Annotated in this window: 16 protein-coding genes; 1 reads left to right on the forward strand and 15 read right to left on the reverse strand. The window is 35.4% G+C overall.

Translation table 11 applies throughout. The features are described from left to right. Positions 1-6: 6 nt before the first annotated feature. Genes CCC70_RS11050 through CCC70_RS11060 form a run of 3 tightly spaced genes read right to left on the reverse strand, consistent with a single transcriptional unit; the run spans position 7 to position 1,495 of the window. The gene (locus tag CCC70_RS11050) at positions 7-390 is read right to left on the reverse strand and encodes a protein-export chaperone SecB (protein WP_287084838.1); all 384 of its coding nucleotides are present in this window, start codon (positions 388-390) and stop codon (positions 7-9) included. A 23-nt stretch (positions 391-413) separates the two neighbouring features. Next, positions 414-995: a hypothetical protein gene (locus CCC70_RS11055; RefSeq protein WP_287084839.1), complete on the reverse strand. Its 582-nt coding sequence runs from the start codon at positions 993-995 to the stop codon at positions 414-416. Continuing rightward, positions 959-1,495, reverse strand: coding sequence for a hypothetical protein (locus CCC70_RS11060; RefSeq protein ID WP_287084840.1), 537 nt, complete (start codon positions 1,493-1,495; stop codon positions 959-961). The genes CCC70_RS11055 and CCC70_RS11060 overlap by 37 nt, the downstream gene beginning before the upstream one ends. A 370-nt stretch (positions 1,496-1,865) precedes the next feature. Here CCC70_RS11060 and CCC70_RS11065 point away from each other — a divergent pair, with 370 nt between their 5' ends. Then, a complete protein-coding gene (locus CCC70_RS11065) occupies positions 1,866-2,444 on the forward strand; it encodes an Rpn family recombination-promoting nuclease/putative transposase (RefSeq protein WP_330577198.1) in 579 nt (192 codons plus the stop codon). A gap of 16 nt (positions 2,445-2,460) precedes the next feature. Here CCC70_RS11065 and CCC70_RS16560 read toward each other — a convergent pair whose 3' ends face one another. Genes CCC70_RS16560 through CCC70_RS11125 form a run of 12 tightly spaced genes read right to left on the reverse strand, consistent with a single transcriptional unit; the run spans position 2,461 to position 15,514 of the window. After that, the gene (locus CCC70_RS16560; RefSeq protein WP_270614086.1) at positions 2,461-3,027 is read right to left on the reverse strand and encodes a VanZ family protein; all 567 of its coding nucleotides are present in this window, start codon (positions 3,025-3,027) and stop codon (positions 2,461-2,463) included. 20 nt (positions 3,028-3,047) lie between these two features. Further along, a complete protein-coding gene (locus CCC70_RS11075) occupies positions 3,048-4,286 on the reverse strand; it encodes a nucleotide sugar dehydrogenase (RefSeq protein ID WP_138276379.1) in 1,239 nt (412 codons plus the stop codon). Positions 4,287-4,305: 19 nt separating this feature from the next. Then, the gene (locus tag CCC70_RS11080) at positions 4,306-5,169 is read right to left on the reverse strand and encodes a hypothetical protein (RefSeq protein WP_243119178.1); all 864 of its coding nucleotides are present in this window, start codon (positions 5,167-5,169) and stop codon (positions 4,306-4,308) included. Then, positions 5,166-6,626, reverse strand: a complete 1,461-nt coding sequence (locus CCC70_RS11085; RefSeq protein ID WP_138276381.1) for a lipopolysaccharide biosynthesis protein — start codon at positions 6,624-6,626, stop codon at positions 5,166-5,168. Before CCC70_RS11085 ends, CCC70_RS11080 begins: the two co-directional genes overlap by 4 nt. 2 nt (positions 6,627-6,628) lie before the next feature. Next, the gene (locus CCC70_RS11090; protein WP_138276382.1) at positions 6,629-7,810 is read right to left on the reverse strand and encodes a hypothetical protein; all 1,182 of its coding nucleotides are present in this window, start codon (positions 7,808-7,810) and stop codon (positions 6,629-6,631) included. An 8-nt stretch (positions 7,811-7,818) separates the two neighbouring features. Then, positions 7,819-8,928: a radical SAM protein gene (locus tag CCC70_RS11095; protein ID WP_138276383.1), complete on the reverse strand. Its 1,110-nt coding sequence runs from the start codon at positions 8,926-8,928 to the stop codon at positions 7,819-7,821. Between the two features lie 2 nt (positions 8,929-8,930). Beyond that, positions 8,931-9,980 (reverse strand): polysaccharide pyruvyl transferase family protein, encoded by a 1,050-nt coding sequence (locus CCC70_RS11100; RefSeq protein WP_138276384.1) that lies wholly within the window; start codon positions 9,978-9,980, stop codon positions 8,931-8,933. Continuing rightward, a complete protein-coding gene (locus CCC70_RS11105; protein ID WP_138276385.1) occupies positions 9,955-10,734 on the reverse strand; it encodes a glycosyltransferase family 2 protein in 780 nt (259 codons plus the stop codon). The genes CCC70_RS11100 and CCC70_RS11105 overlap by 26 nt, the downstream gene beginning before the upstream one ends. 10 nt (positions 10,735-10,744) lie before the next feature. Beyond that, positions 10,745-11,497, reverse strand: a complete 753-nt coding sequence (locus CCC70_RS11110; RefSeq protein ID WP_138276386.1) for a glycosyltransferase family 2 protein — start codon at positions 11,495-11,497, stop codon at positions 10,745-10,747. 6 nt (positions 11,498-11,503) lie between these two features. Beyond that, the gene (locus tag CCC70_RS11115; RefSeq protein WP_138276387.1) at positions 11,504-12,187 is read right to left on the reverse strand and encodes a sugar transferase; all 684 of its coding nucleotides are present in this window, start codon (positions 12,185-12,187) and stop codon (positions 11,504-11,506) included. 25 nt (positions 12,188-12,212) lie between these two features. After that, entirely contained in the window at positions 12,213-13,415 is a 1,203-nt protein-coding gene (locus tag CCC70_RS11120; RefSeq protein WP_270390541.1) for a DegT/DnrJ/EryC1/StrS family aminotransferase, read from the reverse strand. Between the two features lie 50 nt (positions 13,416-13,465). After that, entirely contained in the window at positions 13,466-15,514 is a 2,049-nt protein-coding gene (locus tag CCC70_RS11125; RefSeq protein WP_287084854.1) for a polysaccharide biosynthesis protein, read from the reverse strand. Positions 15,515-15,729: the final 215 nt, after the last annotated feature.

Here is a 15,729-nt window from a genome sequence, read left to right on the forward strand (position 1 = left end):
TACTGTTTATTTAATCATCTTATTAATATTGAAAATTGGCATTACGATACTGTTAGTTTCCGGTTGTGATGTTAATAACGATACCTCACTTCGTAAATATGGCATCATAATTGCAACCGCATTCTTATGTATCAAAGTTTCTTTGTCTGATATATTTTCCGCATTCTTTATTTCAAAGAAACCGCTCAATACAATTTTAAAAACATATTCTTTATCTTTCTTCCCATTTAAAACTAACGTAACTTTATAATTTTCCTGATTATCATGATCTCTTCCTATCTGTATTTCCAGTTCATAATTAACTTCACTTTCTGTTTTAAATCCCAACCGTTTAAACTCTATTTCATCAAACACGAGATGTTGTAAAATAAGATTGCTTTCATATTCCATACGTCACTATACTCCTTAAAAAACTATGCAGCAAAATTGATTTTTTCTTCAAAACAATAATTCTTGTCCCATATATCCTTTTCAGTAACGGTTTTACAGAATTGTCTATTATAATTTAGGGCACAGTAATCAATATCTTTCCCAATTTTTACCGTCGTAACTATAATCTCACAATCAAATTTTTCGAATTCCTGTTGATTGATCTTACAACCTCGCAACTTTTCAATATACTTTTGTATATATTCCGAGTGTATCTCGTAATATTCTCCCACATCTGGAAGCATTGATTCCGAAAATGTTTGCGAATCATATTCTTCTACGCCAAGTATATTGCTATTTTCTTCTATAAATGTCTTATAAATTCTTTTACCTAAACGGAAAGTACGTTCCATTGTATTGCGATTTTCCAACATATCCAACAATTCATCAGATTCTATTTTCCGATATATATATATTCCGTTGTAGGAATCATATGTCATAACCAAATATCTATTATTCTTATCATCAATACATACAAAGAGTACAGGTTCTATCCCCACAACCAGTTCCTCTTCTACATATAATTTACCTATTCCCCTGATTTCGTCCCAATATTCTTCTGGCATAGTTCGTCCACCTCTATGATTTTGAATTCACTGCTAGCTGAATCAATTTTATCTTTGAATAAATACCAATTATGATGTGTTTTTCCCTCTTGAAAATCTGCTGGTCCATACTGACATTTCATGATTCCTCTGACTATTCCAAGAGTTGGTCTTCCAGGATTCGGAATATGTAGCGCCTTGATCAACTGCATCGGATCTTCATTAACTGAAACACCGCACATTTGAAATGTCGATTTCCTGACAGGACGATCATACAACTCTGCTTCATCCAGGTTTCCCAGAAAATCATCTCTCTCAATTCTATTCTCTCGATGAATTCCTCTATATACAATTATGTCCGCATATTCTTTGGATATACTTTTAAAAAATTTATCTCTTACCCTTGAGTCTTTTAACATCTCATGCAACTTTGTCGGAAACCGTTTTATATATTCCTCGGATGCCTCTTCCTGCTGTATCTGAACTGTGCTTTTCTCCATAAGAACATCATTTTCTAGCATGATCTGTATCTCACCCCTATTTTTTCTTACAATGCTATATATAATTCGTGCTTTCAGAGTAGCACAATACGCTCTTTTTGTCTATTGATTTATTTCGACTCCGTTCGACAAACATATCCGCTTTACCTGCGAAGCTCTGAAGCTTTTTCACAAAAATCCTCTTTCCAAAAGCAATAAACTATGTTACCTTGAAAATGGATCAGATGATAAAATAACTCTGATCACATAACAAGATCGAAGGTGGTGAAACCTATGGGTACAAAGGATACCATCACCAAAGATTACATGGCTGACAACCCACAGAGAAGCAAAACAATGGCCCTCCACATCCGGAGAATATCTCACCGGCTTCTACAAAGATGACCGGCTGATTCCGGTCATCACCGTAGTCGTATACTTCGGCTCCGATACCTGGAAAGCTCCCAGGAGCCTCCACGAAATGCTCTCTGTCCAGGACCCCGAGATTCTTTCTCTGGTCCCAGATTACCGGATCAATCTCTTCTCACCTGCCGAGATAAAGGATGAAGAACTTAATAAACTTCAGAGTAATCTAAGAGAAGTCATGCTCTTCATCAAATATGCCAAAGATAAACGGAAACTTAAGGAGCTCACATCCGAGAACTCCGGTTTCCAATCACTCGAGCTCAAAGCAGCCCGGGTCATTGACTCCATAACCGGTATCAACTTACGTTTCACAGAAACAGAAAGGAGCGTTAATATGTGTCAGGCTGTTCAGGAAATGTGCGATGACGCACGCGCAGAAGGTCATGCCTCCGGACTTATAGAGGGACGTACTGCCGGACTATCCGAAGGTCACGCCCAAGGCCTTCAGGACCATGCTTTACTTACCGCACAACGCATGCTGCTGGATTCCAGGTTCTCGCCGGAGGATATCAGCAGATTCTCAGGACTTCCACTTGATGATGTTTTGAAATTGCGGGAGAAATGATGATTTGAGAAAATGCTCAGGAAGCATGAGGCTTCCTGGGCATTTTAAATTTCTTTAACATTCTCAGCCAGCACCAGGAACCCAAAACAGCTCCCATCATACATCCAATCCCATTGTGGATAATATCATCAAACTCAAACAATCCTCGAAAAGTAATCAACTGCAATAGTTCTATCACAAACGATGTTCCCATTCCAATCATCAAACCTCTTTTCCAGCTGATTCTCTTATTCAAAGCAACTGGCAATAAGCAGCCATACGGCATCAATAATATGCAATTTAGAATATTTTCCTTCAGCATCTCATTGTGATGATATACAAAAAGTGCTTTCCAGGACCAGAATATATGAAGTTCATATTGAGGATATGCCTGTGGAATGCGGGTAAAAACTGTAGATTCCAATACTGTCCAAATATATATATAAATTGCGACATATGCCAGACTTTGTGAAAAACTAATTCTGTTACTTTTGTATGACTGTTTTATGATCCGGCTAAAACACGATAAAAGTACGAAAAACCAACAAACCCCAGTTATTCCCCAACTAGGATTTTGCTTAGTAATTGTTTTATAAATATCCATTTAAATTTATAACTTATCTTTCAATCTCTGTAAAAGATATCTCTTGTATATACTCGTTCTTTTACATCATCCAGACATTTATCATATCTATTTGCAATAATTGCCTGACTCTGCTCTTTAAATGCCTCAAGATCATTTACGACTTTGCTTCCAAAAAATGTTGTTCCATCCTCCAATGTCGGTTCATAAACAATAATGGTGGCACCCTTGGCTTTAATGCGCTTCATCACACCTTGTATAGAAGACTGACGGAAATTATCTGAATTTGATTTCATTGTAAGACGATATACACCAATTACAACTTCTTTTTCCATAGAAGCATCATATGTATTCTCATCTCCATAAGCATAATATCCTGCTTTCTGCAAAACACGATCTGCTATGAAATCTTTTCTTGTTCTGTTAGATTCAACGATTGCTGACATCATGTTCTGCGGAACATCTGCATAATTTGCCAGCAACTGCTTTGTGTCTTTCGGTAAGCAATATCCACCATAACCAAATGACGGATTATTATAATGTGATCCAATTCTTGGATCAAGACACACACCGTTAATGATCTGCTGTGTATTCAACCCTTTCATTTCGGCATATGTGTCAAGCTCATTAAAATATGATACTCTAAGAGCCAAATATGTATTAGCAAATAACTTCACTGCTTCCGCTTCTGTAAATCCCATAATCAAAGTATCAATATTCTCTTTAATAGCACCTTCCTGTAATAATCCGGCAAATGTATTCGCAGCTTTTACAAGTCTAGCATTTTCAACATCTGTTCCCACAATAATTCTGGATGGGTACAGATTATCATATAATGCTTTTGACTCTCGTAAAAATTCTGGACTGAAAATGATATTATCACAGTGAAATTTTTCTCTAATACTTGCGGTATACCCTACCGGAATTGTAGATTTTATTACCATAATTGCATCCGGGTTATATTCAATAACCAGCTTAATTACAGCTTCTACCGCTGATGTATCAAAAAAATTTTTCTTACTGTCATAGTTTGTAGGTGCAGCGATAACTACAAAATCCGCATCTTTATATGCTGTTTCTGCATCTAACGTAGCTGTCAGATTTAACTGTTTTTCCTTTAAATACTTTTCAATATACTCATCCTGAATTGGACTGATTTTTTTATTAATCTTTTCTACCTTTTCTTGGACTATATCAACTGCCATTACCTCATGATGCTGCGATAATAATGTTGCAATGGACAAGCCAACATATCCTGTTCCGGCTACTGCTATTTTCATTGTATTTTTCCTCTTTTAATTACTGGTAATTTTCTTTAGTTTGTATCTTATTTAAAAAATATATATTAACTTGATTAACTGACGTTTCAGCGTCATGATAATAACCATCATTAAGTACGTACAACACATCATCAACAATTGTAATCCCTTCAATTGCATATGAATCTTTCAATACATACAATGGTTTAGCTCTATTTGTTTTCAAGTCAACTGTATAAATATAGCTATCTCCGTGATAGTCTGCACCTGCTGAAAAATATATCAAATCATTTTTTTCGTCTAAAAATAATTGATCTTGTCCTTTTATATGGATTTTAACTGTTTTTTGTACTACACCATCATATGAACAATTATATAAATAATTATTTGTCAAAATCCAAAGCGTATTACTCCTACTATCATTTGCAATGCCAGATGGTTCTTTTATATCAAAATATCCTATTTCATTTCCTTTTTCATCTATATGACGAACTTTATTTTCTCCATAAGAACATAACCAAATAGTTCCATCTATTGACTTAGTAACTCCTTGTATATCTCTCATATTCTCAAACTTTAAATAACAAGGTATATCTCCTTTAATAATCGAAAAATCCTTTTCAACTATTTCGATAGAAGCCTGGAAAGTTTTATCGTTAGGCTTATATTTACCTGCATTCCCTATAAAAAAGTACTCTTCTTCTTTATCCCAATAAAGCCCTGTACACGTAAATCCTACATTGTTTTTTTCTTTGTCCGGTAATTTTAATATCTTATTTGCATATATTTTGTCACATTTCTCTTGTTCAATTTTTATTCTAATACGTGGTAAAATTATATATCCTACTATAAAAAGTATTATGAGAAAAAATAACATAAAAATTAATTGTTTTTTCTTTTTCATACTTTCTTTCCTTTTCTCAGTTCTGGTATCCATTTTTTCCTTGTTGCAACCAACAGTACAAACATCATTAAAACCAACAAATATCTAGCAACTGCATTTTTATATACAGCAACCATAGCCAATGCCAAAATACTCGTACCTATAAGTATTGTCATTTGCAATTTTGTATTAAAATATTTTTTCATTTGTATCTCATTATTAATACATTCTTTTCTTGCTAATACAAAATATAAAATCATGACTATTAAATAACTTACTAATGACGTGTATCCACCAGCAACATATCCAAAAATCGGAATAAAAATAGCATTTAAAATTATATTGCACACTGCTGCAAATACTGACGCAAACAAAATAAATTTTGTCTTTTTATAGTAAAACAAGACATTTACATATTGTTGATATATATACATAACAATAACACTGATTGCTAATGGCGGCATAACCCATATTGCCTCTAAATATTTTTTTCCCCCTAAAATCAAAATAATTTCTGGAGCCATCACAATTTCCGCAATAGCACAAAAAGCAACTATAATTGTCCCGACTGTTATCAATCTACTTTTATCTTTCGACGAATCATTTAACTTTAATTCCTTAAACAGCCATGCCTGTAAAGATAAATTCAACGCACCACTTATAACAAAAATGACCATAGCTGCACTATATGATACACTATATAAAGCAGCATCTTCATAACCATCAATTTTTTGTATCATCAAACGATCCGAATGATTTAATAATATCATCGATAAGTAATATGGCATCAATGGCAAATTATATTTCAATGCATCTATTGCGTAGTCTTTTTTCCATAATGTGGATGTTCCTTTATAATTTGATATAAAAAACGGAATTGCAACACCTAACTGGATTACTGTCCTTGTAGCCACAACATAAAATATAGGATTATCCAAATTAAGGAAAACAGTTAATGCACCAACGATAGGTCCGATAAGACCATATACAATTATTGCAAATAACATTTTCTTATATTGGTTATCAACTCTTTGTCTTGATGACCACAATCCGAAACTGATAGTTCCTATAAAAGAACATATCATCAGTATACTTAATGTGGTCCGTATTCCTGTAATATAATTAATGCCCTTGTGAAACATTAAATATATTAACGTCCAAATCGCAATCAATACAATACTCAATGATTGCATAGTTGCTGTATATGTTGTCCTATTTTCATCGTCCCTTACTAATCCTGCGACATAACCATTGCTGTATATCCTCAATGTTATAATAATCTCAAATATTTCTAGCCAGGACATAAATATACTATATATTCCATATTCCTCAGTAGCTAAGTAATGTGTCAGTATAATCATTACCAACCAAGGCGCAATTTTTTGTATTATATTTCCCACTGCATACCAAGACGCAGCTTTCATTTCTACTGACATATCTCTATATTTTTTTATGATTTTTTTAAGAAAAAATTTCATATCTAACTCACTTCTATTGACTGATAAATCTTGCTATTTCCAAAAAAGAAAATAGCAATAAAAATAGTTGATAAATAATGAATCCATATGCTTGATCCTGTCATTCCGATGCCTATATAACATAGCAGCATAAAATACATAAATTTTTTACACTTTAAAGGTGCAATATACTTTATCGTTTTTGCACGAATCAATGTAATTCCAAGAATAATGATAGTCCCCCATATTCCGAAAAATATTAAAAATTGTAAAACAACATTATGTGCATAATAATATTCACCCGAAGTAATATATAGCGGAATTCCAAATCCTCCTGGCAAACCGACTCTACCTCTTATATACTCTACACATGCCGTATAAATATAATCTCTATTAGTCAAGTATATCTCATTGCTTTTTATTTGATTTATCAACAAAGTAACACTTCGAGATTGCATTCCATATTGTGCTAGTTTTTGGCTTACCCAATATAAAATATCTATTAAATTGTTTAGCAAAATATATGCCGCTACTACCAGTCCTACAATAATTATTAGTTTCTTCCATAACTTTATTTTACCTGAATATACATATGCAAATAAAATCATGCACGCTGATATTACTGCCGACATACGTCCACCCAAAATTGCAGTCACAAGAATATTAATGGCTACATTAATATATAGCCATTTTCTTTTTTCAATTCCCTGAAACACCATGTAAGAACCAATAAATACATTTGGTACGCATATACTTGTAAATATTGAATAATGCACTAGACCTTGTTTAAGTAAGACAACCGCAACTAATACTAATGGTAAATTTAATTTAGAAAATTTCCACCATTTTTCAACAAATATTCGTAAATCAAATATATTATTTGAAACACACAAGCATGGAACTGCTATGCCAACCAACGCTTGTATACCTTCTATAAATACATAATACTGATAAGACACTGCCATATAATTAATGATTATCGCCAAACAAAAAATAAACAAAAATGTAAGCACACGTTTATTCATGCTCATTGTCGCTCCTATTGCTATTATCGCAAGCATCATATAAATTATATATTCATATAACGATGAAATTTTAAAAGTGTTTTCTAAAATATTCGCAAAGTATGGAACATAAATATATATTACCAATATAATTGCAAGTATTGTACTTTTCTGTTTTATATTTCTTTGTCCATTACTCATATCGCACCTTACTTCTTGTGTTTTCTTATAACTTTATTATATATTTCTTTCCAGTCATACAATGCCGTTTTGAAAAATATAAACGGATACTTTCTTTCATAACTATTCTTTTTCTCTTCATCCCATACTTCATTGTTATCAGCTAATTTTTGTGAAAATGCATCTTTAACTTCTTTCGATAACCATTCTCTACCATCTTCACATACTCTGTTACGAATGTCAGCGTATGTTGGTGTTTCTAATTCTGGAATTACTCCCAAGGTTAAAAATGCATGACCATTATAACAATATGGCTGCCTGCAATGTTTTCCCACTGGATTAAAGATTATTGGTTGTTCAGGATTGTTAAATATATTTTGATTACTAAGCTGTCCATAACATGGCTTAGATGCCCCTGTTCCCAAATCAACATACAAAGTCCAAACTCCCGCATAACAAAAATTATCTATTTTTTTCTGAAAAATATCCAATTTGAAATCAAACATTGTAGAATCAAATTTTCTCCAAACAGACTCATACTCTTTTCTTGACATAGATGTCAAAAGATCTTTTTTCTCCGTCAAATCATTTCGTCCTACTGTAATTTGACATGCTGCTCCTAGTTCTAATTTACAAAGATTTATAATTTCATCAATATCATCAATCAATCCATCATATGGCATTAACTCAACAGTAAACGAACATCCCTTTTCCCACATCTTTTTCACATTTGAAAAGTATCTATCTAGCCATCCTTTTTTCTTTAACTCTGCATAGTGGAAAGAGAATTTGAATTCCAAATGCTCTAACAAATTTCTTGGAAACTCAGCAATTTCATCAAATCGACTTGTCAATGTTCCATTTGTTACAACCTCTAAAAAATGCCCTTGTAATAATAATTGATAAATATATTGCGGCATTTCTTTTGGAATAAGTGTTTCCCCTCCTCCCGTTAGATTTATAATACAAGTACCTCCTAACCTTTCTTTTGAAAGACATTTGCCAACATGCTCTGGAGTATATAAAAATTTAGCTGCTCCTTTTTCATTTTCTTTCAACGCTGAAATATAACAATATTCACATTTAAGATTACAATTCTTAATTGGTACATTGATAACTAACAATCTTTTAATTTTCATATTTAATCCTTTCGTATTACGTCTGCCATTTTTTCAAAATAGTTTAGCAATTTTTCTCTATTATATTTTTTATGTTCCCATATAGTTGTTCTTTCTAATTTCTCAAGCACTTCACTTAAAGAATTAGCTCTTACAATCATATTTGTATCGTCAAGCCAATCTGCCACTCCAAAAACTTTACCTGTTTTATTATTTAAAACAATGCATGGAGTCCCATTTAATACAGAAAACAGCATTGCATGTAAACGATCTGTTATAGTAACTTCCGCATTTTCAAAAGTTTCCCACGACTTTTGCAACTCACTTATTCGCTTTCTTAAAACAACTGGCGATTTTATAACAGTACTAACTTTTCTAATATTATAATTTTGTTTTATTTTTTCATAAAAATCATCAATATTTTCTTGCTCAGATTCGCAATCCTCTCGAATACATACATTTATCACTTTCTCATATCCAGTACATTTTTCCCTTGTTATTATATTTTTTCCATACAAAACCATATCTGGCACTAAATATATATTTGAGTTTCCTGTAAATTCAAATTTTTGTTTTATAAAATTGTAAGACTTTCTTTCTCTTACAAATATATGTAAATTACTATGTCTTTTTAATATTTCATTTGTTATTCTGTATTCCTTCTCTCCCAGTTCATCTGAAGTATAATATACTGTTTGTGGAAGAATAATAATCTTATTATTTGGATAGTTTTGCACAATTTCACGTATAACACATTCATTATGTATCCATAAATTTCCCATCCATCCACCACCCGAAATTACAACTAAATCTTCAGGCGTTACTGTATTTTTTATTATTTCTTTTTGTGTATGATACATAGGCATCAATATTTCAAAATAGTCATAATCTGAAAAAAAATCTTCAAAAAAATATTGTTCTTGAATTGCGATTGCATGATCTCCCAAGTTGCCATGCATAGGCGTTCCAAATAAAAAAATCTTTTTATTTTTATTTAATCTTAATTTTTTTATTGCCGAGCGCCATCCAGGATAAGCTACTGACAGTTTAATTTGTTCTTTTAAAATATTCATTATATCCCTCAAAAAAGTATTTAAAATTCTTTTCTTTTTTTAGCACCAAATCTCTAAGTAAAACTAATAAGCAAATAAATATATTAAAATTCTTTCCATAAACTGCCCCTTTAGCAATAATTTGTTTGTTACTACTACCATTTTCTTTCTTTTTATGATAAACCGTTACCTCTGGTATATAAAAAATTGCATTTTTTTCATAATTACTTAAAAGGAAATCCACTTCTTCTCCACATACAAATTCGCCTCCCAAACCTAAACGTTCATCAAATTTTTTATTCATCACTAAATCTTTCTTGAATGCAACTTCAATAGACGATTTTGACATGAGCTGTAATTTGTTTCTTACATACTCTTCGTTGGAAGTATAATTTTTATATGAAATATTTTTTTCTGGATCAAAAATCTGTGATAATACAATTATCGCACTTTGTCTTTTTTCAAACGCATTTACAATAATTTCAAATGCATTTGTAGGATACCAACAATCATCATCGGATAATACTACTATCTCGCCTGATGCCTGCTCTAATCCTCTATTTCTAGCTCGTGATAGTCCTTTTACACTCATTTCAATTTGCTTTATATCCAAATTACCATATTTACAAATTATATCTTTTACAATTTCATGATTATCCTGCGTTACAAATATAATTTCAAAGTCTTTATATGACTGTTTTTCCAATGTTTCTAATAATCGTCTAATTTCCTTTTCTCTTTTTCCTAACGTAGGAACTAATACTGATATTTTCATATTTACTTCCTTACTTAATTTTTAACAATTTAATCACACACCAATATGCAATATGAAAAATACTTCTAACTATACTAAGATGTTCTATATTTCTATATAAAATCCAATGATATTTAATCACTTTGAATTTATTACTTGAAATAGAATTCTGTCTTATTCGATATTTCATAAGCACCGATTTCATACCATAAATGTACTTTTCTTTTTTTAACATTCGAAGCCACAAAGCATCATCGTTTCGTTTTCTAATATTAGGTACTTCAAATTTCCCCATCTTTTCTACGTTGTACATAACCGTAGAATTTCCTACCGGACAATCTAAAAGCACTCGATTATAATCAGCCTTTGGTACTGTCTTTATAATTTTATTTAATAATTTCCCATTTTCATCAATTTGTTCATACGCTGTACAAGAAAATGCAACATCATGCTTTTTCATAAATGCTAATTGCTTTTTCAATTTTTCTTCTGTCCAAATATCATCAGAATCCAAAAAAGCCATATATTCCCCATTTGCCAATTCCATTGCCTTAGTTCTTGCAACGGCAGCTCCAGAATTATTTTTCAAACAAAAATATTTTATTCTACTATCTTCTTTTATATATTTATCGACAATTTCTTTTGTATTGTCTGTCGAGCAATCATCAACAATAATCATTTCCCATTGCTGATAAGTTTGTGCCTGAACAGATTCAATTGTTTCCCCTATAAATTTCGCACAATTATATGTTGGCGTAATAACTGACACTAATCCTTTTTCCATATTCTCCTACCTAACCACCGCTATAACAGTTTTAATCATTGTTTCTATTTCCCGGATAAAACTGAATTTCTTAATACTTTCCAGATTATATTTCATCTTCTCTGGAAGGATTTTTTCTATGTAAACTTTATCTACATCATCTGCCTTATCCAACAGTTCTGCCTCATCTTTATAAAGGATGCTCGTCTCTGATGTCACACCTGCTGGTAGAAGCAATGTTGCCATCATTTCCGGAGTATAATGTTTTACATAATGCACACTTTCCGGGCGGGTACCTACCAGTGACATATCACCGGCCAGAATATTAAGCAGCTGTGGTATCTCATCAATACGATATTTCCGAATCATAGCACCAATTTTTGTGATTCTATTATCATTTGATACCGTTACCTGCGTTCCGATTTTATCCGCATTTGCTACCATTGTCCGGAATTTAAATATCTTGAATTTCTTTCCATACTGGGTAACTCTCTCCTGACGGTAAAATACTCCACCTTTTGAATCTGTCACAATCAGAATTGAAATGATGAGCAGCAGGGGAGAAAGTATTACAAGCATAATAGAGGATGCAATCACATCAAAAATTCTTTTTAATGCCAGGCTTACTTTTTTCTTTTTCAGTCTTTCATAATATGGACGGACAGCTTCTGTCCGCATACTCTTTGGCAGTTTATCCCATTCTCGTAACATAACAATCTCCCATCTCAATCTATTTTTATAAATGCTCCCCTACAATTTTGCAATACTGTTCAATCACATATTTCACTTCTTCATCTTTGAGTCTTGTATGCAGCGGCAATGTGATCTCATTTTCAAATCGCTTATAAGCATTCGGGTAATCCTTAATGTCAAATCCCATATTTTTATAAGCAGTCATCATTGGCAGTGGTTTGTAATGTACGTTGCAGGCAACGCCTTTTTCTGCCATTTTGACGATGATCTCGTGTCTCTGCTCCAGAGTGATTCCCGGAATTCTAGTGATGTACAGGTGTCCGGAGGACTGATGCTCTTCGTTGTAATGATCCAGTACTTCGATGCCAAGTGGTTTAAATGCTGCATCATATCTGCTGATGATTTCTTTTCTTCTTGCAAGCAAAGCTTTATACCGTTTCATCTGCGCCAGTCCGATTCCGGCAACTACATCGGTCATATTACATTTAAACCAAGGTCCGATGATGTCATACTCCCATGCTCCAAGCTGCGTTTTGGCAAGGGCATCCTTTGACTGACCATGAAGTGATAACAGCTGATACTGATGATAGATTTCTTCACTATCAATTCCTTCGATATCTCTCCATGCCACAGCGCCGCCTTCTGCTGTTGTAAAGTTTTTCACTGCATGGAAGCTGAAGTTTGAAAAATCCGCAATGCTTCCCACTGGTTTTCCATGCCAGGTTGCACCAAATGCATGTGCTGCATCTGCCATTACAATGACTCTTCCAATTGCTTCCTGAAGCTTATTGTCTGGATGGAAAAGCTTCTTTTTCTCTTCTACGATAGAGAAAATCCTGTCATAGTCGCATGGCACTCCGCCAAGATCCACCGGAATGATCACTTTTGTTTTTTCTGTAATAGCTTCTGCCAGCTTGTTATAATCCATTTCCAGAGAATCTTCCTGTGTATCAATAAGAACCAGCTTTGCCCCGACATGACACACCACCGATGCACTTGCGGTATAGGTATAAGCGCAGGTGATCACTTCATCGCCTTCGTGAATTCCCAGAAGGCGAAGTGTCATTTCCGCACATGCGGTCTGAGAGTTCAGGCATACAGCTCTATTGGTACCGCATAAATCCGCTACTTCTCTTTCCAGCTCTTTTGTTTTCGGTCCGGTGGTGATCCATCCGGATCTTAAAGCTTCTGCTACCTGTTCGATTTCTGCCTCTGTAATATCTGGCGGTGAAAATGGGATTTTCATTTTTTCAACACTCCTTCGTTTTCGTATATATGTAAATTATTGATCAGTTATCAGTTCTTCTCCGCAGACACAGCCGCCTCACTCATCAGCTCCTCATACACCTTCTTATGCAGCTTCAGGTCAGAATCCGCAGAGTGATAGGTCGGTACGATCGCGGCTACAATGTCTCGGATCTTTTCGCTGTTGGCGTAGCCGTATGCTGCCAGGACTTCCAGCTGTTTGAAGAATTCCTGTACGTCCATTTCGATGGGTTTGCCGATGTGGATGAGGTCGTTTGGAGTTTTCTCCATGCCTTCCTCGGCCATCAGTTTTTCTTCGTAGAGCTTTTCGCCCGGGCGGAGACCAGTGTAGGTAACTTTGATGTCTACATCCGGTGTGTAGCCGGAAAGCTTGATCAGGTTTCGGGCAAGGGTGTCGATCTTTACCGGGGCGCCCATGTCCAGGACGAAGATCTCGCCGCCTTTGGCGTAGGTTCCTGCCTGGAGGACAAGGCTTACGGCCTCCGGGATGGTCATAAAGTAACGGATGATGTCCGGATGTGTGACAGTGACAGGACCGCCTTTTTCAATCTGGCGCTTGAACAGCGGGATCACGCTTCCGTTGCTGCCGAGAACGTTTCCGAATCGTACAGCTACGAATTCTGTGCCGGTTCCTGCTTTTGATGCAGGGTTCTCACTTACATATGCCTGGCCTTCGTTGTCGTGAAGTGCATCCAGGGTATCCTTTCTGTGTCCGCCAAGTCGTGGCAGCCAGTCGGTGTGTCCGTTGTGGCTGACCATGTTCATGCTCTGGACTACCATTTCGCAGAGTCGTTTGCTGGCGCCCATGATGTTGGTCGGGTTTACGGCCTTGTCGGTACTGATCAGCACAAATCGCTGACAGCCGTTCATCATTGCCGCATATGCAGTCTTATAGGTTCCTACCACATTGTTCTTGATTGCCTCACAGGGGCTGTTCTCCATCAGCGGTACGTGCTTATGTGCGGCTGCATGATATACGATCTCCGGCTTGTAGGTTTCAAATACCCAGTTGATCCTTTTACTGTCACGGACGGAGCCGATCAGTACCTTCAGGTTCAGGTTCGGATAACTGGCCTTCAGCTCCTGCTCAATGTCGTAAGCATTATTTTCATAAATATCAAAGATCACCAGAAGCTCCGGCTCATGACCTGCGATCTGACGGCAGAGCTCGCTTCCGATGGAACCGCCGCCGCCTGTTACCAGGATCCTTTTGCCCTTCAGATACTGAAAGATTTCTGACATGTTGACTTTGATGGTGTCTCGTCCGAGAAGATCCTCCACTGCTACTTTTTTCATCTTGCTCAGGGATACTTCTCCGTTTACAAGCTGATATACACCAGGAAGCTGCTTCAGCTCGCATCCGGTTTCCTTGCAGATGTTCAGGATATCCCGCTTCTGATGCGGTGTTGCCGTCGGGATTGCAAGAAGGATCTGATTGATATGATACTTGTCCACATTGAGAAAAATATCGTCTCTTCCGCCTACCACCGGAACTCCTTCCATGTATCTTCCCCATTTATTCGGATTGTCATCGATCAGGCAGCGTACTCTGGAATTGGTTTCCTTTGCATTCTGAAGCTCCCGGACAATGGTTCTTCCCGCTTCTCCTGCACCGATGATCATCACGTTTTTGCTCCGCTCCTCACGCTCGCTCTTTTCTCTGCGGTTCCGCTCAAGAAGTACAAAACGATAGGAGAAACGTACGCCTACAGTCAGGAAAAACTGCAGCATGATACCGATCAGATAATAGGAGGCCGGCATCCGTTCCCAGAAGATCGTGATACCCGCAATATGCAGAACGCCTGTGATCACAGTTGCTACCGTGATCTTGATCAGCTCATGGAAGCTTGCGAAACGCCATACACTGTTATACAGATGCATGCATCCGAACACTGCCAGAATGATAATGGTATAGATCGGTGCAAAACTCCTCCATGCAGCAAAATAATCTGTGGGGATCAAGGAATACCGAAAATCGAATCTCACCAGCAGTGCCATAAAATAAGAAAAATTAACAGCTATTATGTCATAGATGATCAGATATATCGCAATTACTTTCCAATGTTCTAACTTCTTCATACTTCCTCCGGTCTGTCTTACTGTTTCTGCATAATCCCTGATGTATTCTTCCTGCTCTTTGTCTTCTGTCTGCTTTTCTCTGGGACTTTGTTTTGCCAGTGCCAGAAGCAGGACCAAGAACGCGAGAAGTACTACGATCAGCATGATCAATAAAATCTGCATTTTTAACTTCCTCTTTTATATTTATAACTTATCTAATTTATTTTTATCCCCGG

It is taken from the genome of Blautia sp. LMAG:89 (genome assembly GCF_008679485.1).
In the GTDB taxonomy this organism is placed as follows: domain Bacteria; phylum Bacillota; class Clostridia; order Lachnospirales; family Lachnospiraceae; genus Blautia_A; species Blautia_A fusiformis.